Origin of the sequence: Actinomycetospora lemnae (genome assembly GCF_028737315.1) — a bacterium.
Lineage (GTDB): Bacteria > Actinomycetota > Actinomycetes > Mycobacteriales > Pseudonocardiaceae > Actinomycetospora > Actinomycetospora lemnae.
Genome location: NZ_JAQZAO010000017.1, coordinates 19,778 through 41,286, shown reverse-complemented (window position 1 = coordinate 41,286; position 21,509 = coordinate 19,778). Strand labels below are relative to the sequence as shown.

Sequence of the window (21,509 nt, the reverse complement as noted above, 5' to 3'; positions counted from 1 at the left end):
GGGACCGGTCTCGCGGTCGAACGCACCCCCGCAGGAGGTCGACCGGACGCGCATGACTCGGACGACCGGGCCCACCGGTTCGGCGCAACGAGACGACGTGGGTCACGACGAGCAGGACCGAGCGAGGGTGCGCCCCGCGGGGCACGATCATCGCGTGACCTCTCTCCCGCTGGACGGCGTCCTGGTGGTGGCCTGCGAGCAGGCGGTCGCCGCGCCGCTCGCGACGCGCCACCTCGCCGACCTCGGCGCCCGCGTCGTCAAGGTCGAACGGCCGGGACGCGGCGACTTCGCCCGCGACTACGACACCGTCGTGCACGGCCTGTCCAGCCACTTCGTCTGGCTCAACCGGGGCAAGGAGAGCGTCACGCTCGACCTCAAGGACCCCGACGCGCTCGCCGCCCTGCGCCGGATCCTCGCCCGTGCCGACGTGTTCGTGCAGAACTTCGCGCCCGGCGCCGCGGAGCGCCTGGGGCTCGGCGCCGAGGAGCTGCGCCGGGAGCACCCGCGTCTCGTGCACTGCAGCATCTCGGGCTACGGCTCGTCGGGTCCCTATCGCGACGCCAAGGCCTACGACCTGCTCATCCAGGCCGAGACGGGCCTGGTGACCATGACCGGCACGCCCGAGCACCCGGCCAAGGCGGGCATCCCGGCCGCCGACATCGGGGCCGGCATGTACGCGTTCTCCGGCATCCTCGCCGCCCTCTACGAGCGGGAGCGCACGGGGGAGGGGACGGCGATCGAGGTCAGCCTCTTCGACGCGCTGAGCGAGTGGATGGGCTTCCCGCTGACCTACGCTGCGGGCGCCGGCCACGCGCCCCGGCGCGCCGGCACCTCCCACCCCGCCATCGCGCCCTACGGCACGTTCGTCGCCGGCGACGGCACCGAGGTCGTGCTCGCGATCCAGAACGAGCGGGAGTGGGACCGCTTCTGCGCCGAGGTCCTCGGCGACGAGGCCCTCGCGACCGACGACCGCTTCGCCACCGGCTCCGCGCGCCTCGAGCACCGCGACGAGCTCCACGCGGCCATCGACGCCGTGCTGGGCGCGCTCGACGGCGAGGAGGTCGTCGGGCGCCTCGCGAGCGCCGGCATCGCGCACGCCCGCCGGCGCGACCTCGTCGGCGACGACGGCGTCCTCGCCCACCCGCAGCACGCCGCCCGCGACCGCTGGCGCACGGTCGGCTCGCCGGCGGGTGCGGTCCCGGCGCTGGTGCCGCCGATCGGGCTCGCCGGCCGCGAGCTGCGCATGGGTGCGGTCCCCGACGTCGGCGAGCACACCGAGGCGGTCCTTTCCGAGTTCCGGGAGACCTGAGCCGCGCTGTTGCCCGCGCGTGCCCCGGTGCGCTTCCCTGCCTGACCATGGCCGGTCCCTCGCGCAGGAGCATCTTCGCGGCGAGCTTCGTCGGCACGTCGATCGAGTGGTACGACTACTACATCTTCGGCACCGCCGCGGCGCTGGTGTTCGGGAGCCTCTTCTTCCCGCAGTTCTCCTCCGTGGCGGGCACGCTCGCGGCGTTCGGGACCTTCGCGGTCGGGTTCGTCGCGCGCCCGCTCGGCGCCGCGGTGATCGGGCACTTCGGCGACCGCATCGGCCGCAAGGCCATGCTCGTGCTGACGCTGCTGCTCACCGGCGGGGCGACCGCGCTCATCGGCGTGCTCCCGACGTACGCGGCGATCGGCATCGCGGCCCCGCTGCTGCTCGTGCTGCTGCGCCTCCTGCAGGGCTTCGGGGTCGGCGGGGAGTGGGGCGGCGCCGTGCTCATCGCCACCGAGCACGCGTCGAGCCGCCGGCGCGCGGTCTACGGCAGCTTCGCCCAGTTCGGCGTGCCGATCGGTGTGCTCACCTCGAACCTCGCCTTCCTCGCCGTCGCCGGCCTGCCCGACGAGTCGTTCCGGTCGTGGGGCTGGCGCATCCCCTTCCTGCTGTCGGTCGTGCTCGTGGTCGTCGGCTTCGTCGTGCGCAGCCGGCTGCAGGACGCGCCGGAGTTCGAGCAGGTCAAGCAGCGCCGGGAGACGAGCACGGTCCCGGTCGCCGACCTCCTCCGGCGCCACCCGAAGGTGCTGGCGCTCGCGAGCCTCGCCTCGATCGCGCCGCCGGCCGTCGGCTACACGGTGATCGTCTACATGCTGAGCTACGGCACGACGGCGCTGGACTACGAGCGCACGACGCTGCTGACGCTGATCATGCTGTCGACGGTCGTGTGGGTGGCGACGATCGTCGTCGCGGCCGTGCTCTCCGACCGGTTCGGCTCGCGCCGGGTGTTCGTCGTCGGTGCCCTGACCGCCGTCGTCTGGCCGTTGCCGATGTTCGCGCTGGTCAACACGGGGTCGGCGGCCCTCGCCGGGCTCGCGTTCGCGGTCGCGGCGATCGTCCAGGGCATCATGGCCGGCGCCCAGGGCGGCCTGTTCGCCGAGATCTTCCCGGTGCGCGTGCGCTACAGCGGGATCTCCATCGCGTACCAGGTCGGCGGCATGGTCGGCGGGGCGGTGACGCCGCTGGTCGCCACGGCCCTGTTCGGCGCGACGGGGTCGTCGACGCCGATCGCGCTGTACGTCACCGCGCTGTCGCTGCTCAGCCTCGTCGCGGTGTTCGGGCTGCGCGAGGGGTCGGCCCGGTCGGCGGCGACGCACGAGGTGCCGGCCGGCTGACCCCTCGCGCGCGTCACGCCCCCGCGGCGCCGGCGGCGGGGGCGATCGCGACGGCCAGCGCGAGATCGTCGGAACGCGCGGCGGCGTCCCCGTTCACGGCCCCCTCGGTCATCTCGACCGCGAGGACCTCCTCGGCGATGGTGCCGGCGTGGGTGCGCACGGCGTCGGCGACGTCGGCGCGCTCGGCGGCCCAGGTCAGCGCGATGCGGTCGGAGACCTCGAGCCCCCGGGTCTTGCGCGCCTCCTGCACGACGCGCACGACGTCGCGCGCGAGGCCCGCGGCGCGCAGCTCGTCGGTGAGCTCGGTGTCCAGACCGACCGAGAGCCCGCCCTCGCTCCGCACCGCCCAGCCCTCGCGCGGGCTCTCCTCGACGACGATCTCGTCGCCCGAGAGCGCGACCTCGGCGCCGTCGACGACCACCGTGAGCGTCCCGTCGACCGGCGCGGTCGTCGACGCCTTGACGGCCTCGGCCACGGCCGGCGTCTGCTTCCCGAAGCGCTTGCCCAGCGCCCGGAAGTTCGGCTTCACGGTGACCTCGACGAGGTCTGACCCCGCCGCCTCGACGCGCCCGACGTTGAGCTCCTCGGCGATCTCGGCGAGCAGGCCCCTGCCCTCGTCGTCGGAGCCCAGGTCGGCGAACCCGGGGGCGGCCACCACCGCGCGCGACAGCGGCTGGCGCGTGCGCACCCCGCTGGCGGCGCGGGTCGACCGGCCGAGCTCGACGATGCGCTGCACGAGCGTCATGCGCTCGGCGAGCACCGGGTCGATCGCCGTCTCGTCGACGACCGGCCAGTCGGCGAGGTGCACCGAGTCGGGCGCGCCCTCGACGACGTCGCCCTGCAGCCGCGTCCACAGGTGGTCGGTGGTGAACGGGATGAACGGCGCCATGAGCCGCGAGAGCGTCTCGACGCAGTGGTGCAGCGTCGCCAGCGCCGCGGTGTCGCCGTTCCAGAAGCGCCGACGCGAGCGCCGGACGTACCAGTTCGACAGGCCGTCGACGAACGACGAGATCGCGCGGCCGGCGCTCGAGGAGTCGAAGTCGTCGAGCGCGCGGGTGACCTCGCGGACGCAGGTCGCCAGCTCGCCGAGCACCCAGCGGTCCATCGGGTGGTCGCTGCGCACCGGCTCCCCGGTCGATGGTCCAGCTCCGCTGCGCTCCGTGCCCGACGGCCGCCACCCCGACGCGTTCGCGTACGTGACGAGGAACGACGCGGTGTTCCAGTAGGTCAGCAGGACCTTGCGGACGATCTCGCGCAGCGCCTCGTGCCCGACGCGCCGGTCGACCCACGGCGAGCCCTGCGCCAGCATCAGCCACCGCACCGCGTCGGCGCCGTGGGACTCGAAGAGCTCGAACGGGTCGAGCACGTTGCCCAGGTGCTTCGACATCTTGCGGCCCTGCTCGTCGAGCAGCAGGCCGAGGCACACGACGTTCTCGTAGGACGACCGGTCGAACACCAGCGTGCCCACGGCCATCAGCGAGTAGAACCAGCCGCGGGTCTGGTCGATCGCCTCGCAGATGTACTGCGCGGGGTAGGCCTGCGCGAAGTCGGCCTCGTGGTGGTGCGGCGCGCCCCACTGGGCGAACGGCATCGCGCCCGAGTCGTACCAGACGTCGATGACGTCGCTGACGCGGCGCATCGTGCCGGTGCCGCTGGGCGCCGGGAAGGTGACGTCGTCGACGTAGGGGCGGTGCGGGTCGAGCTCGGCGAGGTCCTCGCCCACCCACTGCGAGAGCTCGGCCAGCGAACCGACGCACACCATCTCCGACGGGTCGGCGTCGTTGCGCCAGATCGGCAGCGGCGTGCCCCAGTAGCGGTTGCGCGAGAGCGCCCAGTCGACGTTGTTCTCGAGCCACCCGCCGTAGCGGCCGTGCTTGATGTGCGGCGGATACCAGTTCGTCCGCTCGTTCTCCTCGACCAGGCGGTCGCGGATCGCGGTGGTGCGGATGAACCACGACGGGAGCGCGTAGTAGATCAGGGGGGTGTGGCAGCGCCAGCAGTGCGGATAGGAGTGCTCGTACGACTCCGAGCGCCACAGCACGCCGCGCGCCCGCAGCTCCTCGACCAGCGTCGGGTCGGCGCTCTTGAAGAACATCCCGCCGACGAGCGGGACGTCGGCGTCGAAGTGCCCGTCCGGCCCGATCGGGTTGACCATCTCGAGGCCCTCGGCCTTGGCCACGAGGTGGTCCTCGGCGCCGAAGGCGGGCGCCATGTGCACCAGGCCGGTGCCGGCGTCGGTGGTGACGTGGTCGCCGTGCACGACGCGGTGGGCGTCTCCGAAGCGCTCGGGGTCGATGATCTCGAGCGGGCGGCGGTAGTGGCTTCCGAGCAGGTCCGCGCCGGCGAGGCGGTCGGTGACCTGCGCGTCCTCACCCAGCACCCGCAGGAGGTCCTCGGCGACGACGAGGTCGTCACCGTCGGCCGTGGTCGCGCGGACGTAGGTGATGTCGCGCGCGACGGCCACGGCGGTGTTCGACGGCAGGGTCCACGGCGTCGTCGTCCACACCAGCAGGGCCGCCCCGACCCAGGGCCCGTCGGTCAGCGGGAAGCGGACGTAGACCGAGGGGTCGACGTCGTCCTCGTAGCCGAGCGCGACCTCGTGGTCCGAGAGCGGCGTCTCGTCGCGCGGGCAGTACGGCGTCACGCGGTGGTCCTCGACGAGCAGCCCGTCGTCGAAGATCTTCTTGAGCGACCACCAGACGCTCTCGACGTAGCGCGGGGCCATCGTCAGGTAGGCCTCGTCGAGGTCGACCCAGTAGCCCATGCGCTCGGTCATCGCAGCGAAGGCCGAGACGTTGCGCAGCGCCGACTCGCGGCACGCGGCGTTGAACTCGGCGATGCCGTACTGCTCGATGTCGCCCTTGCCGGTGAAGCCGAGCTCCTTCTCGACGGCGAGCTCGACCGGCAGGCCGTGGCAGTCCCACCCCGCGCGGCGCGGCACGTGGTAGCCGCGCATGGTCTTGAACCGGGGGAAGAGGTCCTTGAACGCGCGGGCCTCGACGTGGTGGGTGCCGGGCTGGCCGTTCGCGGTGGGCGGGCCCTCGTAGAAGATCCACGGCTCGCCGCCGGCGGTGCGCTCGAGGGTGCGACGGAACACGTCACGGTCGGCCCAGCGGGCCAGGACCTCGCGCTCGATCGCGGGCAGGTCCACGCTCGCGGGCAGGGGTGCGAACGCGGGCTGACCCGCGGTACCGGTGGACGGCTGAGAGCTCACGTCTCGATCTTCCTGGTCGTGCGGTAGCCCAACTCAGCCAGGCTACCGGGCGGGACACCGCGGTCCTGACCTGCGGGTCGGGGCCCGTCCCGGGGGGTGTCGAACCGCCGTGCGGCCATGTCCTAGACTGGTCGACGTCAGCGGGCAGGGCGATGCGTCACGCTCGGTGATCGCCATGGGGTATGGTGTAATTGGCAACACGGCTGATTCTGGTTCAGTTGTTCTAGGTTCGAGTCCTGGTACCCCAGCTGCGAGCGGTGGCGGACCGTGATCTAGAGTCGTCGCCGTTCTCCTAGGGCCCCGTCGTCTAGCGGCCTAGGACGCCGCCCTCTCAAGGCGGTAGCGGGGGTTCGAATCCCCTCGGGGCTACGTCCACGAACGCGGTGCACCGTCCTCGGTGCGCCGCGTTCGTCGTCCGTGGGGAGCGTGGGATGTCACCGACCACCTACGTCCTCGTCCACGGCGCGTTCGCCAACGCCTCGCACTGGGGGCCGGTCGCCCGCGCGCTCGCGCTGCGGGGCCACCGGGCCGTCGCCGTCGACCTGCCCGGCCACGGGCTCGACGCGCGACCGACCGGTATGGCCGGGATCTCCACCGCCGACGACGTCGCCGCGGTCGTCGAGGTCGTCCGCGCGGCGCGCGAGCACGGCCCGGTGGTGCTCGTGGGCCACAGCCGCGGGGGGATGACGGTCACCGCGGTCGCGAACGCCGTGCCCGAGCTGCTCGACCACGTCGTCTACGTCTCCGCGTGGTGCTGCGTCGCCGCCGGCCCGTCGACCTACCTCGCCGACACCGGGCCGTCGGCCCTCGACCGGATCGCACCGAGCCTCATGACCGCCGACCCGGCCGAGGTCGGCGAGCTGCGGGTCGACCTGCACACCCAGGACCCGACGGCCCTCGACGCGCTCCAGGACGCGCTGCTCGCCGACGGCACCCGCGCCGAGCTGCTCGCGCTGCTCGCGGCGATGGACGTCCGCGAGGCCCTCGCGATCGACGAGGACGCCGTGCGTGTCGACCCGGGCGCCTGGGGCCTGCTGCCGCACACCTACGTGCGGCTCTCCGAGGACCGCGCGATGTCGCCGGCGCTGCAGGACCGGTTCGTCCGCGAGGCCGACGCGGTGCTCGCGGTGCCGTTCGCCGTGGTGGACGTGCCCACCTCGCACGTGGGGATCCAGCTGCACCCCGCGCGGCTGGTGGGGGTGCTCACCGGGCTCGCGCCGACCTAGGGACCGGGCGGCTCCGCCCAGCGGATCAGCGCGACCGCCCCGACGACGAGCACCCCGCCCGCGACCTGCGTCGCCGTCGGCTCCTGGGACACCAGCCACCAGGCGCCGAGCACGGCGAAGAGGACCTCGCTCAGCCCCACGAACGACGCGAGCCGCGAGCCGAGCCGCCCGACCGCGGCGATGCCGGTGAGGTACGCCAGCGCGGTGGACAGGGCCGCGACGAGCAGGACGCCGACCCACCACGGGGCACCCCGGCCGCCGAGGTCGATGGGTGCGGTCGTCGCGGTCAGCGGCAGCAGGCCGACGAGCCCGAGCAGCGCGACGACCACGCTGCCCACGACGGCCCCGCCCGCGGTGAGCACCAGGGCGGGCGGGCCCTCGGCCCCGCCGGCGGCGGCCGAGAGCCGGAAGTACGCCGCGAGGCACACCGCCGCGCCCAGGCCCCACAGGACGCCGACGACGTCGACCTCCGCCCCGCGCGCGACGTCGAGGACGAGCACCAGGCCCGCGACGGCCAGCGCGGCACCCGCCAGCGTCAGGGGCCGGGGCCGGACGGCGGTGCGCGCCCACGTCCAGGCGAGCAGGAGGACCGGCGCGGTGTACTCGATGAGCAGGGCGACGCCGACCGACAGGTGCCCGACGGCGCTGAAGTAGCAGACCTGCGCGCCCGCGAGCGGGACGAGCCCGTAGACCACCACGGCGCGCCCGTGCCCGGCGCGCGGGCGCCACCCGCGGGCCAGGAGGAGCGCCAGCGGCACGGCGAGGAGGACCGCCGCGCCCGCCAGCCTGGCCAGCGCCACCGCCGGCGGCGACCACCCGACCGCGATCAGCGACGCGGCGAACGGCCCGGCCAGCCCGAAGGAGAACCCCGAGAGCAGCGCGATCGCGAGGCCCGACGCGGTGCGGGCCCGGGGATGGTCGGCGCCGGCGCTGGGGTGCCCCACGAGCGGTGATCAGAACAGGCCGCGGGCGTGCCGGACAAGCGGCTCAGCCGGCCCGTCCGCCGAGGTGCTCGGCGAAGTGCGCCTCCATCGCGCGGTAGAGCCGGAACCGGTTCTCCGGGTTCGCGAACCCGTGGCCCTCGTCGTCGGCGACCAGGTACTCCACCGGCACGCCGCGGGCCCGCAGCGACGACACGATGTTGTCCGACTCGGCCTGCACCACGCGGGCGTCGTTGGCGCCCTGCGCGACGAGCAGCGGGGTACGGATCCGGTCGACCATCGTGATGGGGGAGCGGGACAGCATGTCGGCCTCCTGCTCGGGGTCCGCCGGGTCGCCGACGTAGCGGTACCAGTTGTTGACCAGGTTGGGGCGGGCGAACGCGGGCAGCGTGCGCATGAAGTTCGCGAGGTCGGAGATGCCGACGTAGTCGACGGCCGCGGCGAAGAAGTCGGGGGTGACCGTGACCCCGACCAGTGCGGCGTAGCCCCCGTACGAGCCGCCGTAGATCGCGATGCGGTCGGGGTCGGCGAAGCCCTCGGTGACGGCCCAGCGGGCGGCGTCGATCAGGTCGTCGTGCATGGCGCCGGCGAGCTCGCCGACCGCGGCGGTGAGGTGCCGGCGGCCGTAGCCCGTGGAGCCGCGGAAGTTGACGTGCAGGACGGCGTAGCCGCGGTTGGCCAGGAACTGGGCCTCCGGGTCGTAGCGCCACGTGTCGTGCGCCCACGGCCCGCCGTGGACGATGAGCACCAGCGGCAGGTCCTCGTGCGGCACCCCGACCGGCAGCGTCAGGAACCCGTGCAGCGGCAGCCCGTCGCGGGCCGGGAACCGGACCGGGGTCACGGCGGCCAGCTCCTCGGGGGCGATGTGCGTGAACGACCGGAAGAGCAGCCGGCTCTCGCCGGTGACCCGGTCGTGCAGCCAGGTCATCCCGGGCGCGCGGTCGTGGACGAAGCTCGCGATCCACCAGCGCTCCGCGTCGTCCGACGACACGGAGTGCAGCACCCCGTCGGAGAGCTGCTCGAGCGCGGCGAACACCTCCGCGTACGCCGGGTCGAGCACCTCGACGCGTGGCCGGTCGCCGACGAAGCGCGCGGCGATCACCTCGTGGGTGCGCGCGCTCTCGACGACGACGGGCGGCAGCAGGGGCGAGTGCATGCCCATCGTGTCGAGGCTCTGCCCGTCGACGGCCCCGACGACGGTCTGCGTGCCGGTGTCCCGGTCGACGCGCACGAGCCGCAGGTCGTCGCCGTCCTGGTAGAGGCCGAGCAGCAGGCCCGTGCCGTCCGGGGTCACGAGCTGCGGGTACACGCCCAACGGGTGCTCCGGGCCGCCGACGCGGAGCAGGAGGCGGGTCCGCCCGGGGCCGTCGACGGCGGAGAACTCCCAGTCGCCGTCGTCGGTGAGCTCGGACAGGAACGCCGGGCGGCCCTCCCGGTCGGGTAGGTAGGTGCGGCGCGGCGACGGCTGCTCCACGTGCAGGGTGGTCTCGCCCGTGGCGACCTCGACGCGGAAGACGTCGAAGACCATCGGCCGCCGGTTCATCGTGACGAGCACCTGCCCGGGGAAGGCCGCCAGGACCTCGACGCCCGCGACGCGGGACCCGGCCGGCAGCGGCGTCAGGTCGACGGCGGGCCGGTCGGGCGCCGTCAGGTCGACGCGGTGGAGGTGCCAGTCCTCGTTGCCGTCGGTGTCCTGCAGGTACAGCAGCCAGCGCGGGTCGTCGGTCCAGTGGTAGTCGGTGATGCCGCGGCGCGCGTCGTGGGTGACGCACACGGCGTCGGCGTGCTCCTCGTCGATCCCGCGGACCCAGACCTGCAGGTGCCCGTGGCGCGGCGCGAGGTAGGCGAGCCGCGTGCCGTCGGGCGACACCGTCGCGTGGGCGAACTCGGGGTCGGCGAAGAACTCCTCGACGTCGACGATGCGCGGGCGGGACTGCGTCGGTGTGCTCATGGCGACCAGTCGAACCCGTGCCGTCGCGGCACACTCAAGCCCGCGTGCCCGCCGTCACCGGGCAGGGTGGAGCCGTGCCCGAGCCCGGCGATCCCGCCCGGCGCCACCTCGTGGCCATGTGGGTCGACCCCGCCCGGCGCGGGCAGGGCGTGGCGGACGCGCTGGTCGGCGCCGTGGTGGCGTGGGCCGCGGGCCAGGGGGCCCACCGGCTCGCGCTGTGGGTCGTGGACGGCAACGAGCGCGCCCGCCGGTGCTACGCGCGCCTGGGCTTCGTCCCGAGCGGCGAGCGCCAGCCGGTGCCGAACCACCCGGAGAGCACGGAGTCGCGGATGGTGCGGGAGCTCAGCCACGCGACGGCTCGAGCCCGCGGAACCCCGTGACCTCGAGCCCCGCCCCGGCGCCCGCCTCGAGCAGCGCGTCGGCGAGGTACTGCCCCGACGACCGCTCGCAGTGGAGCAGGAAGGAGGGCACGCCCACAGCGCCCGTCGCGGCAGCTCCGCTGCGCTGCGTGCCGCGGTCGTCGCGGACCACGTCGGTGACCACCGCCGCGACCGACGTCCGCAGCGCGGTGCCGTCGGGGGTGACGGTGTCGGAGAAGTCGATCGCGCAGACGCCGGCGAGGACGCTCGGGGCGGCCGCGCCCTCGAGGCGGACGAGGGCGCGGCCGTGGGTGAGGTCGAGGACCGAGGTGAACTCGCCGGTGCCGGCGAGCAGCTCCTCGAGCGACGCCACGAGCGCCGAGCCCGTGCCGGGGGCGCCGAGCGCCAGCCACTCGCCCGGACCGGCGCCAGCGATCAGCACCCTGTCGCCGCCGATGTCGACCCGCCCCGTGCGGCCGTACCGCACGCCGAGGGCGGCGCGCGCCGCGCCGTCGAAGGGAGCGCGCACGGCGACCTTGGCCAGCGGCGTCTCGTCCGAGAGCGTGAGCGGCCCGACGGCGACCGTCGCGTCGACCTCCCAGCCGTCCCGGACGGTCGGCACGGCGGCCGCGATCGGGCTGCGCGCGACGGCGGTCTGCGCAGCAACGGCGTCAGCCGGGGATTCAGCCACGGAGCTTCGCCCCCTCGGGGTCGACGTGGACGGGGTCGGTGACCTCGGCGGCGACGTCGCGGCCGTCGGGCAGCCGGACGGTGACGCGGGTGCCGACCTCGGCGAGCTCGCGGTCGAGCTGGGCCAGCCCGATCGAGCGGCCGAGGGTGGGGGACATCCGGCTCGAGGTCACCCGCCCGGCGATGCCCCCGGCGCGGTCGAGGATCTGGCTGGCCTCGGGCGGGACGACCGTCGCGTCGAGCGGGCGCAGCCCGACCAGGCGCGGGGCGGTGTCGCGCTCGCGCTGCCAGCGCAGCTCCGGCAGCCCGACGAAGTCGTCCTTGTCGAGCTTGATCAGCCCGTCGAGCCCGGCGCTGAAGCCCTGGGTCAGCCCGTCGGTGTCCTGCCCGACGATGGCGTGGCCCTTCTCCAGGCGCAGGATGCGCTGGGCCTCCACCCCGAACGGCCGCACGCCGAGGTCGGCGCCGGTGGCCATGAGCCGTTCCCAGACGTGCAGGCCGTAGCCGGCGGGCACGTGGACCTCGTAGGACAGCTCCCCGGTGAACCCGATGCGCCACAGCACGCAGTCGTCGACGCCGGCGACGCGCCCGGTGCGGACCTGCATGTAGCCGAACCGCTCGGGGTCGAGGTCGACGTCGGTGAGGCGGCCCAGCAGCTCCCGCGAGCGCGGACCGGCGATGTTGATGCTGGCGTAGGCCGTGGTCACCGGCGTGACGTGCACCCGCCACTCGGGGTGGGCGGTCTGCAGCCAGTTCTCGACCCACTCCCACACCGTCGCCGCCCCCGACGAGGTCGTGGACATGAGGTAGTGGTCCTCGCCGAGCCGGCCGGTGACGCCGTCGTCCATGACGACGCCGTCCTCGGCGCACATGACCCCGTAGCGCACCCTGCCGACGCCGAGCTTCGACCACTTGTTGACGTAGAGCAGGTTGAGCAGCTTCGCGACGTCCGGTCCGCGCAGGTCGAGCTTCCCGATCGGCGTGACGTCGATGATCCCGACGCCGGTGCGGACCGCGGTGACCTCGCCGGCCGGGTCGCCGTAGTGCTCGGGGCGGATCCACTGCCCGGCGATGAGCGGCACCGCGCCGTGGCGCTCGTGCCAGGGCTGCATCGGCGAGTACCGCACCGGCTCGTGGCTGCGCCCGGCCAGCGCGCCCAGGGTCACCGGTGCCCACATCGGGCGCCACGTGGTCGTGCCGGTCTCGGCGATCGTGCGCCCGGTCGCCGCGGCGAGGACGGCGACGGTGTTGACCGTCTCGAGCTTGCCCTGAGCCGGGCCCATCGTCGCCGTCGTGTAGCGCTTGACCAGCTCGACGGAGTCGTAGCCCTCGGCCGCGGCGGTGGTGATGTCCTTGGCCGAGACGTCCTCGGAGAAGTCGACGAACCCGCCGGTACCGGCGCTGAACAGCTCGGGGTGGTCCGCGACGGGCAGCGCGGGGACCGTGACGGCCGCCCCCGCGCTGCGGCCGGCCCGCCGCGCCGCCTCCCGGCCCACGGCGTCCGCGTGCTCGACCAGCGCGTCGACGTCCCCGTCGCCGGCGATCCCGCCGGCGGCCAGCACGTTCTCCGGCATCCGCGTCGGGTCGGGGAGGAAGCGCGCCGCCCGCGGCTCGTAGACCGGGCGGTCCCCGGACTGGTTGAGCAGCGACGTCGGCGCGGTCCAGCCGACGGCGGTGACGAGCAGGTCGGCCTCCACGCGGCGCCCGTCGCCGAGCTCGACGACCCGCAGCCCGGAGCGCCCGTGCGCGGCGCGGACGCCCTCGCCGCGGCGGGCGTCGACGACCTCGGCCACCTCGACGCCGGCGGACTCGAGGTCGGCGACGGCGGCGTCGCCCTCGGGGTTGGCGGTGAGCACGACCGCCCGGCGGCCGGGCCGCACGGCGTGGAGGTTCACCAGGCGCCGGACCGCGGTGGACAGCACGACGCCGGGCAGGTCGTTGCCGGCGAAGACGTAGGGCCGTTCCACCAGCCCCGGCGCGACCACCAGCGCGCCCGCGCGGGCCTTGATCAGGCGCTCGTCGATCCCGGGGATCCCGCGCGCGACGACGGGGATCCAGTTGTCGTCGAAGCGGGCGCCGACGACGGCGTCGGTGAGCACCTCGATCGCGGGCTCGGCGGCGACCAGCGCGCGCAGCTCCGCCAGGCGCGCGAGCTCGGCCGGGCCGCCCCAGCGCAGGTGCCCGCCGAGCTGGTGCTCCTCCTCGACGAGCATCACCGTGGCGCCGGCCCGGGCGGCGGCGACGGCGGCCGCCATGCCGGCCGGTCCGCCGCCGGCGACGACGACGTCGGGGTGGGCGTAGCGCTTGTCGTAGTGCCCGGGGGCGCTGTCCGGCGGCACCTCGCCGGCGTGGACGAACGTGCGCAGCACCTTCTCGTAGGCCGGCCAGAGCACCTCGGGCTTGATGAAGGTCTTGTAGTAGAAGCCGGTGGCGAGGAAGCGGCTCGCGAGCCCGTTGACGGCGCGGACGTCGAACCTCAGCGACGGCCAGGTGTTCTGCGAGCGCACGTCCATGCCGTCGGTGAGGAGCCGGTGGGCGCCGCGGACGTTGGGCTCGTCGCCGACCTGGACCATGCAGCCGGGGTCGAGGTAGTTCGCGGTCAGCAGGCCGCGCGGGCGGTGGTACTTGTAGCTGCGCGAGAACACGCGCTCCCCGGCCGCGGCGAGCGCCGAGACGATCGTGTCGCCGGGGTGGCCGGTGTACGGGGTGCCGTTCCAGCGGAAGCCCACCGTGCGGCGGCGGTCGATGACCTCGCCCGCGCGCGGCGGCAGGCGCTCCGCGTCGGCGCGGTCGGTGGGTCGGGCGGCCCGGGGGCGCCGGGGCGTGGGGAGCAGGCTCATCGGGCGGCCTCCGGGGTCGCGGTGCTCGCGCTCGTCGTCCCCGTCGCCGTGTCCCGCACCGTGCGGATCTCGTGGGTGAGCGTGTGCCGCTCGACCGACAGGTACCGGCGACAGCCGGCGCGGTGGTACCAGGTCTCCGTCGACCAGCCGCACCGGTTGGCGTGGACGTAGAGGTAGTGGCGCCACTGCTCGGGCGTCACGGTCGCGGGGTCCGGCCGCGGTCCGGCCTCGCCGACGAACCGGAACTCCGTCGCGTTGCGGGGCCCGCACCAGGGGCAGGGGAGCAGCATCATGGCGGTCACCTCGGGAAGGGTCGGGGCAGGGACGGGCACGCCGGGGCGCTCAGTGGCCCACGGCGGCCGCTCCCTTCTCGCCGACGAGCCGCCCGTCGCCGAAGCGGTCGAGGCCGAAGGCGGCGATGATCTCGGGTGGTTTGCCGTGGGCGAGGCACGCGGCCATCGCCTCGCCGGACACGGGGCCGGCCTTGAAGCCGTAGGTGCCCCAGCCGACGTCGACGTAGAAGCCCTCGACCGGCGTCGGACCCATGATCGGCGAGTAGTCCGGGGTCATGTCGCAGAGCCCGGCCCACTGGCGCAGCAGCCGCATCCGGTGCAGCGCGGGCATGAGCTCGAGGACGTGGCCGGCGATCCCCTCGCTGAACTCCAGCGACCCGCGCATCGAGTACGACGCGAACGGGTCCACCGAGGCGCCGAAGACGAGCTCGCCGCGGTCGGTCTGGCTGACGTAGACGTGCAGGGTGCCCGAGACGACGACGGTGTCGAGGAACGGGCGCACCGGTTCGGTGACCGCGGCCTGCAGCGGCGAGGTCTGCACGGGCATGGCCACCCCGGCCATGTCGGAGATCAGGCTGGCCCAGCCGGCGGTGGCGTTGAGCACCACCGGGGTCGCGATCCGGCCGCGGGTGGTCTGCACCCCGGTGACCCGGCCGCGCTCGACGTCGATGCCGGTGACCTCGGTCTGCTGGTGGATGTGCACCCCGTGCGCGTCCGCGCCGCGGGCGTAGCCCCAGACCACGGCGTCGTGGCGCACGATCCCGCCCGGCGGGTGGTAGAGCGCCCCGAGGATCGGGTAGCGGGTGTCCTCGCTCGTGTCGAGGTAGGGGACGAGCTCCTTGATGCGGTCCGGCCCGATGACCTCGGAGTCCACGCCCTGGAGCTTGTTGACCTCGGTGCGCCAGTGCATCGTGCGCAGCGAGGCGTCGTTGTGCGCGAGGGTGAGGTGCCCGCGCTGGGAGAACATGACGTTGAAGTTCAGGTCCGCGGCGAGGTGCTCGTAGAGCTTCACCGACCGGTCGTAGAACCGCACGCCCTCGGGGGTGAGGTAGTTCGAGCGCAGGATCGCGGTGTTGCGGCCCGACCCGCCCGAGCCGATGTACGCCCGGTCGAGCACCGCGACGTCGCGCATGCCGTGGTCGCGGGCCAGGTAGTAGGCCGTCGCCAGGCCGTGCACCCCACCGCCGATGATCACCGCGTCGTAGCTCGGGCGCAGCTCCCGCTCGTGCCAGGCCCGCGGCCACTCCTCGCGGGCGAGCCCGTGGCGCAACAGGCTCCACGCCGAGTAGCCACGCAGGCGCCCGGGTCGGTGCCCGTTGCCGTTCGTGCTGGTCACCGGGGCGTCCTCCTCGACGGTTCGGTGCGTCTCACGCCTGGGTCAGGTAGCGCCGCACTTCCCAGTCGGACACCGAGGCGTGGTACTCGTCGAACTCCTGCTGCTTGACCGCGGCGAAGTAGTCGACGAAGTCGCCGCCCGAGGTCTTGCCCAGCGCCGCGCGCAGGACGTCGTCGCCGACGAGCTCCTCCACCGCGCGGTCCAGGGTGCGGGGCAGGTGCTTGATGCCGCGGGCGCGGACCTCGTCGGCGCCGAGGGTGAAGAGGTTGTCGTCGGTGCACGCGCCGGGGTCGATCTCCCGGTCGATGCCGTCGAGGCCGGCGGCGAGCAGCACGGTGGCGGCCAGGTAGGGGTTGGCCGACCCGTCGACCCCGCGGTGCTCCACGCGCCCGCCCTCGGGCACCCGCAGCATCACCGAGCGGTTGTTGCCGCCGTAGGCGACGTAGGCCGGCGCCCACGTCGAGCCCGAGGTCGGGGCGCCGACGCCGATGCGCTTGTAGGAGTTGACGGTCGGGCAGATGATCCCGGCCGACGCCCGGCCGTGCTCGATCAGCCCACCGAGGTAGTGGTAGCCGGTGCGGGACATGCCGAGCGGGTCGGTGTCGTCCGCGAACAGGGCCTGCCCGTCCTGCGTCCAGAGGCTCTGGTGGATGTGCATGCCGTTGCCGGTGAGGTGGCTCAGCGGCTTGGGCATGAACGTCGCGACCATGCCGGCGTCGTACGCCAGCATGTGGATCATGTAGCGGAAGAAGATGGCGCGGTCGGCCGTGGTGAGGGCGTCGGCGTAGTGCCAGTTGTTCTCGAACTGGCCGTTGCCGTCCTCGTGGTCGTTCGCGTAGTTGCCCCACTCCAGGGTGTTGAGGTGACGCGACACCGTCGAGAGGTGGTCCCACATGCGCGTCAGGCCCTTGACCTCGTAGCAGGGCTTGTCCGCGGTGTCGTGCGGGTCGGCGGGCTCGAGGCCCCCGTCCGCGCGGCGGCGCAGCAGGCTGTACTCGAGCTCGGTGCCGGTGTTGAACACCCACCCGCGCTTCTCGGCGAGCTCGTCGAGCTGTCGGCGCAGGATCACCCGCGGCGCGTAGGGCCAGGGCCGCCCGTCGACGTGCGGGTCGCAGTGCAGCACCGCGACGCCGGGCTTCCACGGCAGCTTCGTGTACGACGCCGGGTCCGGGACCGCGAGCACGTCGGGGTCGGCGGGCGACTGCCCGAGGTCGCCGGCGGCGAAGCCCGCGAACCCCGCGCCACCGTCCATGAGCAGGTCGAAGGACGAGGACGGGACCGCCTTCGCGCAGGGCTTGCCGTGCAGGTCCACGAACATCGCCAGGAAGAACTCGATGCCGTCCGCCTCGGCGCGTTCCCGCAGCTCGTTGCGCGCGTCGCCCATGCCGCCTCCCCGGAGTCGTGACGGCCGACGACCGTGTCGGTCCCTCGGTGTCCCGTCCGCGGCGGTCGCGTCGACGTGCTCCCGCCGGATCAAGGTGTGGACTTAGAACCATTCACGCCCGCGCCGAAGGGTGTCAACCCCGCCACACCCGTCACGGGTCGCGGAGCACCGTCGACGCCGTTTCGTCCGGACACGCACCGTGACGCGCGGGGTAGCCTCCGACCATGGCCCGGCAGGTCTCCTCCACCACGCTGGCCCAGGCGGTGGCGGACCACCTGCGCATGCGCATCCACCGCGGCGACGTCAGCCCGGGCGAGCGCCTGCCCGCCGAGCGGGAGCTCGCCGAGCAGCTGGGCGTCGCGCGGATCAGCCTGCGGGAGGCGATCCGCCAGCTCCGCGAGGACGGCTACGTCGAGGTCCGGCGCGGCTCCACCGGTGGCACGTACGTCACCGAGCTGCACCGCCCGGCCGAGGCCTGGCGGGCGCGGATGCGGGCCCAGGCCGGCGAGATGGACGACATCATCGACTTCCGGATCGCCCTGGAGACCGAGACGGCGGCGCTGGCCGCGCGCCGTCACACCGCGGCCGGGCTGGCCCCGGTCCGCGAGGCGGTGCTCGCGCTGCACGACGTCATCGGGCGCACCGCGTTCCGCCAGGCCGACTCCCGCTTCCACGTCGCCCTCGCGCGGGCCGCCGGCAACGAGCGGCTCGAGGAGGCGGTCGAGACGGCCCGCGGCGAGCTGTTCAGCCCCCGCGACCTCCTCCCGTTCCGCGAGCCGGTCGAGGAGACGCTGCGCGACCACCAGGCGATCTACGAGGCGGTCGCGGCCGGAGACGCCGCGGCCGCGTCGGCGGCGATGCGCGCGCACCTGGAGGGGGCGCGGCGGCAACTGAGGATCATCGTGTTCGGCGCCGAGGACGGCGCGGACGACGTGGCCTGGTCCCGGGTCTGAGGGCTGTCCGCTCCGTGCGGATCTGACGCGGTCTTGACACGGTGTGGCGTGGGTCTCCTATCGTTGCCCCGTCCATGGTCCGTCCACCGGACCAATGCAAGGCCCGTCTTCCAGCGACCGCACGACGTCGTGACGCTCGCGTGGACCGTCCGTGGTGACGGTGCCGCCCCCGCCCCGACCGCTCGCCGGTGCGCGCGAACGGAGGCACGCAGATGGCAAGCCTCGACGACCGGATCGCGACGCTGCTGCGCCGCGACCGGCTCCTCGCGATCGGCAGCACGGTCGCCATGTGGGTGGTGCTCGTGTTCGTCTACGTCGCCGCCGCCCCGACGGTCCCGGGTCCCGCGCTGCTCGTGGTGCTCGGCGTGGCGATGGTGGCGCTGGGGGGCCTGAACACCGCCTCGGCGATCGCGCTGATCCGGCGCTACCGGCTGGCGAAGGAGCAGGTCTACCGCCCCGACATCGAGAACCTGGACGCCATCCGGGCGGCCCGGCGCGGGAGCAGGTCGTGACCGCGCCGAGCGGGCCCCGGGAGCACGGTGAGCACGGTGAGCACAAGGAGCACTACGAGCCGCCGAAGCAGTCGGTGCGGGGGCAGCTCCTCGACGCCGTCGTCGTCCTCGCGCTGATCTTCGTGACCCTGTTCGCCACGACCTACCTCACCGAGTCGACGGACACGACGACCACGCCGGCGCGGCCGCTGGCCGAGCTGCCGCTGACCCCGGGCGAGCGTGAGCAGTACCAGAAGATGATCGACAGCGGGGTCGCCGACCTCGAGACGATCACCGCCGGGGTCGAGGCCAACCAGCCGAGCGAGGACAAGTACGCGATCGACGTCCTGGCGCTGGTGGGCACCGCGGTCCTGCTCGCGGCCTACCTCGCGTTCGTCTACCGCGTCTCGTTCCGCGAGTACCGCGAGGTCGTCGAGGAGAGGTTCGGCGCCCGCACGCCCGACCACGACGAGGAACCGGGGAGGACGTCATGAGCACGGTGGCCGTGGTCGAGCTCGTCGCGTGGGTGCTCAGCGGGCTCCTCGCGATCTGGCTGGTCTCCGACATGCTGCGGGTGGGTCGCCAGCACGACGAGTCGACGCTGGTCAACGCCCCGGATCCGCTGGACGACCCGCCGGTCGCCGGTGACGACGCAGGGGTGAGGTCGGCATGAGCGCCACCGAGGACCGCCCGACCACCGCGCCCACCACCGCCCCTACGACCGCCGCCCCCGCCGCGGGCCCGCCCACCACGGAGCGCCCGGCCCTGCGCCGGGTGCTCGCCCCGATGCACATCTGGGCGCTGGGCGTGGGCATCGTCCTCGTCGGCGAGTTCATGGGCTGGAACTTCGCCGTCGAGAAGGGCGGGATGTACGGCGCGCTGGTCGCCTGCTGGGTGGTCGGCCTGCTCTACACCTGCATCGTCATGATCAACTCCGAGGTGACCTCGGCGATCCCGGCCGCCGGCGGGCAGTACGCCCAGGCCAAGCACACGGTCGGGCCGCTCATGGCGTTCAACGTGGGCCTGTACCTGACGCTGGCGTACACGATGCTCGAGGCCGCCAACGCCAACGTGCTGAGCTCGCTGCTCACCGCCCTGTCCGGGCTGCTGGGCAGCGAGCAGGAGCTCTCGCCCTACCCGTTCGCGGTGCTCGCGATCCTCGCGCTGGCGTTCCTCAACTACCGCGGGGTGTTCGCGTCGCTCACGCTCAACCTCGTCATCACCGGGTTCGCCTTCGCGACCATCCTGGTCCTGTTCATCGGCCTGCGGGCCTGGTCGCCGACGGCCGAGCTCGACCTCGCGGGCCTCGCGGGCGACGCGACGAACGCGCTGCCCTACGGCTGGGTCGGCGTCATCGCCGCGTTCCAGTTCGGCATGTGGTTCTACCTCGGCATCGAGGGCACGGCCCAGGCCGCCGAGGAGTGCCGGTCGGCGCCGCGGTCGGTGCCGCTGGGCAGCCTCGCGGGGATCATGACGCTGATCATCGCGGCGTCGCTGACCTGGTTCGTCTGTGCCGGCGTCCTGCCCTGGCACTACCTGGGCACGGCGATCACACCCCTGTTCGACGCCGCGCTCGTCTCCGGGCAGGACGTCCTCGTGGTGCTCCTGCTGCTGGGGACGCTGTGCGCGACGCTCGCGTCGGCCAACGGGTGCATCAACGACGCCTCGCGGGCGTGGTTCTCGATGGGCCGCGACCGCTACCTGCCCGAGTGGTTCGGCGCGGTGCACCCGCGGTACCACACGCCCTTCCGGGCGATCGTGTTCCTCGTGCCGGTGGCGATCGCGTTCGCGCTGCTCCCCGTGGTGCTCGACGAGCCGACGCTGCTCTCGACGGTGATCACGTTCTCGATCCTGTCGGGCCTGCTGATGTACAGCTTCATGGGGCCGAGCTTCATGAGGTTCCGCAAGCTGTGGCCGCTGGGGACGATCCGCCGGGCCTACACGCTGCCGCTGCACCCGGCGCCGGCGATCGCGCTGCTGGCCCTGTCGGCCGTCGTCTTCTTCGCGACGTTCCTCGGGTACGGCATCGCCCTGCTCTCGATCCTGGCGTTCTACCTGCTCGCCTCGATCTGGTTCGTGGTGCGCCGCTACAAGTTCGTCCGCCGCGGCGCGCAGTTCACCGCGGACCTGCCCCGGCCGCAGGGGTACTGACGGTGTCGCCGACGACGGCCGGCGTCCTGCTGGTGCTCGTGGCGGCCACGGTCGCGCTGACCGTGCTGCACCGTGGTGCGCGCCGGGCCGACGCCGCGGAGCGCGCGCAGCTGTTCGACGAGGTCGTGCCGCTGCTCGCCGACGCGCGCCTGTCCGGTGACCCGTCGCGGGGCTACCCGGTGCTCACCGGGCGGTGGGAGGGCCGCCCGGTGACGGTGCGGGCGCTGGTCGACACGCTGGCCCTGCGCAAGCTGCCCGTGCTGTGGGTGGAGGTCCTCGTGGAGCGCCCGCTGGAGGTCGCGGGCACCGTCAACGTCCTGCTGCGCCCGCAGGGCTGCGAGGTCTTCTCGCCCGACGCCGGCTTCCCCCACGAGCTCCCGCCGCCCCCGGGCGTCCCGCGGCCGTCCCGGGTCTCCTGCGCCGGGGCGGACCGGGCACCCGCGCCGGCGGCGCTGGCCCGCGCCCTCGACCCGGCCGCCGACCTCCTGGCGGATCCCGTGACGAAGGAGCTGGGCATCGGGCGCCGCGGCGTCCGCGTCGTCCTGCGCGTCGCCGAGGGCGACCAGGCGAGCTACCGCACCACCCGCCGCGCGGTCTTCGACCGGACGCGCGCCGACGCCGCGGCCGTGCGCCGGGCCCTCGACGTCCTCACCGCGGTGGGCGACGCCGTGGGGGACCGGGTGCCGGCGGGCACGAGCACGAGGACGGTGGCGTGATGCGCGTGCGGCCCTGGCTGGTGCTCCTCGTCGCCGTCGTCCTGCCCGGCATGGGGCACGTGCTCGCCCGCCTGCCGGTCCGCGGCCTGATGTTCGCCTTCTACACGCTGCTGCTCGGCGTCATCACCTGGCAGCTCACGAGCCCGGAGACGTCCCTCGTCGGCCGTCTGGCCGGGGGCCTGTTCGTCTACGCGGTGAGCGTCCTGGACGCCTACACCTGGGCGTCGCGCCGGGCGGCCGCGGACACGGCGTCCGACACGACAGCGGGCTCGGCGGCGGGGACGACGACGGGGTAGTCGTCCGACGGTCGACGTTTCG

Annotated in this window: 19 protein-coding genes and 2 tRNA genes; 13 read left to right on the top strand and 8 right to left on the bottom strand. The window is 74.0% G+C overall.

What is annotated here, in order from left to right; all coding sequences use genetic code 11:
• The first annotated feature begins 154 nt into the window (after positions 1-154).
• Entirely contained in the window at positions 155-1,309 is a 1,155-nt protein-coding gene (locus PGB27_RS26675) for a CaiB/BaiF CoA transferase family protein (RefSeq protein WP_274203480.1), read from the top strand.
• 47 nt (positions 1,310-1,356) lie between these two features.
• A complete protein-coding gene (locus tag PGB27_RS26670) occupies positions 1,357-2,646 on the top strand; it encodes an MFS transporter (protein ID WP_274203479.1) in 1,290 nt (429 codons plus the stop codon).
• Between the two features lie 13 nt (positions 2,647-2,659).
• Here the strand turns inward: PGB27_RS26670 and ileS are convergent, their stop codons facing one another.
• Positions 2,660-5,860, bottom strand: a complete 3,201-nt coding sequence (gene ileS / locus PGB27_RS26665) for an isoleucine--tRNA ligase (RefSeq protein WP_274203478.1) — start codon at positions 5,858-5,860, stop codon at positions 2,660-2,662.
• A 176-nt stretch (positions 5,861-6,036) separates the two neighbouring features.
• Between ileS and PGB27_RS26660 the strand changes: the two genes are divergently transcribed.
• From PGB27_RS26660 to PGB27_RS26650, 3 genes are all read left to right on the top strand, one after another.
• A tRNA-Gln gene (locus PGB27_RS26660) sits at positions 6,037-6,108 on the top strand.
• Between the two features lie 48 nt (positions 6,109-6,156).
• A tRNA-Glu gene (locus PGB27_RS26655) sits at positions 6,157-6,229 on the top strand.
• A gap of 62 nt (positions 6,230-6,291) precedes the next feature.
• Positions 6,292-7,086 (top strand): alpha/beta hydrolase, encoded by a 795-nt coding sequence (locus PGB27_RS26650; protein ID WP_274203477.1) that lies wholly within the window; start codon positions 6,292-6,294, stop codon positions 7,084-7,086.
• Here the strand turns inward: PGB27_RS26650 and PGB27_RS26645 are convergent.
• Positions 7,083-8,030: an EamA family transporter gene (locus PGB27_RS26645; protein WP_274203476.1), complete on the bottom strand. Its 948-nt coding sequence runs from the start codon at positions 8,028-8,030 to the stop codon at positions 7,083-7,085. The two genes, PGB27_RS26650 and PGB27_RS26645, sit on opposite strands and share 4 nt — an antisense overlap.
• A 43-nt stretch (positions 8,031-8,073) precedes the next feature.
• Positions 8,074-9,978, bottom strand: a complete 1,905-nt coding sequence (locus PGB27_RS26640; protein ID WP_274203475.1) for a S9 family peptidase — start codon at positions 9,976-9,978, stop codon at positions 8,074-8,076.
• Between the two features lie 44 nt (positions 9,979-10,022).
• Here PGB27_RS26640 and PGB27_RS26635 point away from each other — a divergent pair, with 44 nt between their 5' ends.
• The gene (locus tag PGB27_RS26635; protein ID WP_274203474.1) at positions 10,023-10,358 is read left to right on the top strand and encodes a GNAT family N-acetyltransferase; all 336 of its coding nucleotides are present in this window, start codon (positions 10,023-10,025) and stop codon (positions 10,356-10,358) included.
• Here PGB27_RS26635 and PGB27_RS26630 read toward each other — a convergent pair.
• The 5 genes from PGB27_RS26630 to glnT are packed head-to-tail and all read right to left on the bottom strand — an operon-like array spanning position 10,321 to position 16,880.
• On the bottom strand, positions 10,321-11,028 hold the full coding sequence (locus PGB27_RS26630) for an aminomethyltransferase family protein (RefSeq protein ID WP_274203473.1): 708 nt from the start codon (positions 11,026-11,028) through the stop codon (positions 10,321-10,323). The two genes, PGB27_RS26635 and PGB27_RS26630, sit on opposite strands and share 38 nt — an antisense overlap.
• The gene (locus PGB27_RS26625) at positions 11,021-13,867 is read right to left on the bottom strand and encodes a 2Fe-2S iron-sulfur cluster-binding protein (RefSeq protein WP_274203472.1); all 2,847 of its coding nucleotides are present in this window, start codon (positions 13,865-13,867) and stop codon (positions 11,021-11,023) included. The genes PGB27_RS26630 and PGB27_RS26625 overlap by 8 nt, the downstream gene beginning before the upstream one ends.
• Positions 13,864-14,160: a sarcosine oxidase subunit delta gene (locus PGB27_RS26620; RefSeq protein ID WP_274203529.1), complete on the bottom strand. Its 297-nt coding sequence runs from the start codon at positions 14,158-14,160 to the stop codon at positions 13,864-13,866. Before PGB27_RS26620 ends, PGB27_RS26625 begins: the two co-directional genes overlap by 4 nt.
• A 49-nt stretch (positions 14,161-14,209) precedes the next feature.
• Positions 14,210-15,496 (bottom strand): FAD-dependent oxidoreductase, encoded by a 1,287-nt coding sequence (locus PGB27_RS26615; RefSeq protein WP_274203471.1) that lies wholly within the window; start codon positions 15,494-15,496, stop codon positions 14,210-14,212.
• A gap of 31 nt (positions 15,497-15,527) precedes the next feature.
• A complete protein-coding gene (gene glnT, locus PGB27_RS26610; RefSeq protein ID WP_274203470.1) occupies positions 15,528-16,880 on the bottom strand; it encodes a type III glutamate--ammonia ligase in 1,353 nt (450 codons plus the stop codon).
• Positions 16,881-17,104: 224 nt separating this feature from the next.
• On the opposite strand from glnT, the gene PGB27_RS26605 reads away from it, so the two are divergent.
• The 7 genes from PGB27_RS26605 to PGB27_RS26575 all read left to right on the top strand — a co-directional run bounded on the left by PGB27_RS26605 (position 17,105) and on the right by PGB27_RS26575 (position 21,487).
• A complete protein-coding gene (locus tag PGB27_RS26605; protein WP_274203469.1) occupies positions 17,105-17,833 on the top strand; it encodes a FadR/GntR family transcriptional regulator in 729 nt (242 codons plus the stop codon).
• A 212-nt stretch (positions 17,834-18,045) separates the two neighbouring features.
• Positions 18,046-18,345 (top strand): hypothetical protein, encoded by a 300-nt coding sequence (locus tag PGB27_RS26600; RefSeq protein ID WP_274203468.1) that lies wholly within the window; start codon positions 18,046-18,048, stop codon positions 18,343-18,345.
• Positions 18,342-18,818 (top strand): hypothetical protein, encoded by a 477-nt coding sequence (locus tag PGB27_RS26595; protein WP_274203467.1) that lies wholly within the window; start codon positions 18,342-18,344, stop codon positions 18,816-18,818. Before PGB27_RS26600 ends, PGB27_RS26595 begins: the two co-directional genes overlap by 4 nt.
• Entirely contained in the window at positions 18,815-18,997 is a 183-nt protein-coding gene (locus PGB27_RS26590; RefSeq protein WP_274203466.1) for a hypothetical protein, read from the top strand. Before PGB27_RS26595 ends, PGB27_RS26590 begins: the two co-directional genes overlap by 4 nt.
• Positions 18,994-20,475, top strand: coding sequence for an APC family permease (locus PGB27_RS26585; RefSeq protein WP_274203465.1), 1,482 nt, complete (start codon positions 18,994-18,996; stop codon positions 20,473-20,475). The genes PGB27_RS26590 and PGB27_RS26585 overlap by 4 nt, the downstream gene beginning before the upstream one ends.
• Positions 20,476-20,477: 2 nt before the next feature.
• Complete coding sequence (locus PGB27_RS26580; protein WP_274203464.1) at positions 20,478-21,191, top strand: hypothetical protein; 714 nt, start codon at positions 20,478-20,480, stop codon at positions 21,189-21,191.
• On the top strand, positions 21,188-21,487 hold the full coding sequence (locus PGB27_RS26575; protein ID WP_274203463.1) for a hypothetical protein: 300 nt from the start codon (positions 21,188-21,190) through the stop codon (positions 21,485-21,487). The genes PGB27_RS26580 and PGB27_RS26575 overlap by 4 nt, the downstream gene beginning before the upstream one ends.
• Positions 21,488-21,509: the final 22 nt, after the last annotated feature.

Excerpts from the sequence above, each read along its gene's own strand:
- PGB27_RS26670 (WP_274203479.1), top strand. The coding sequence starts at position 1,357 with ATGGCCGGTCCCTCGCGCAGGAGCATCTTCGCGGCGAGCTTCGTCGGC.
- PGB27_RS26650 (WP_274203477.1), top strand. The coding sequence starts at position 6,292 with ATGTCACCGACCACCTACGTCCTCGTCCACGGCGCGTTCGCCAACGCC.
- PGB27_RS26640 (WP_274203475.1), bottom strand. The coding sequence starts at position 9,978 with ATGAGCACACCGACGCAGTCCCGCCCGCGCATCGTCGACGTCGAGGAG.
- PGB27_RS26625 (WP_274203472.1), bottom strand. The coding sequence starts at position 13,867 with ATGAGCCTGCTCCCCACGCCCCGGCGCCCCCGGGCCGCCCGACCCACC.
- PGB27_RS26620 (WP_274203529.1), bottom strand. The coding sequence starts at position 14,160 with ATGATGCTGCTCCCCTGCCCCTGGTGCGGGCCCCGCAACGCGACGGAG.
- glnT (WP_274203470.1), bottom strand. The coding sequence starts at position 16,880 with ATGGGCGACGCGCGCAACGAGCTGCGGGAACGCGCCGAGGCGGACGGC.
- PGB27_RS26605 (WP_274203469.1), top strand. The coding sequence starts at position 17,105 with ATGGCCCGGCAGGTCTCCTCCACCACGCTGGCCCAGGCGGTGGCGGAC.
- PGB27_RS26600 (WP_274203468.1), top strand. The coding sequence starts at position 18,046 with ATGGCAAGCCTCGACGACCGGATCGCGACGCTGCTGCGCCGCGACCGG.
- PGB27_RS26590 (WP_274203466.1), top strand. The coding sequence starts at position 18,815 with ATGAGCACGGTGGCCGTGGTCGAGCTCGTCGCGTGGGTGCTCAGCGGG.
- PGB27_RS26585 (WP_274203465.1), top strand. The coding sequence starts at position 18,994 with ATGAGCGCCACCGAGGACCGCCCGACCACCGCGCCCACCACCGCCCCT.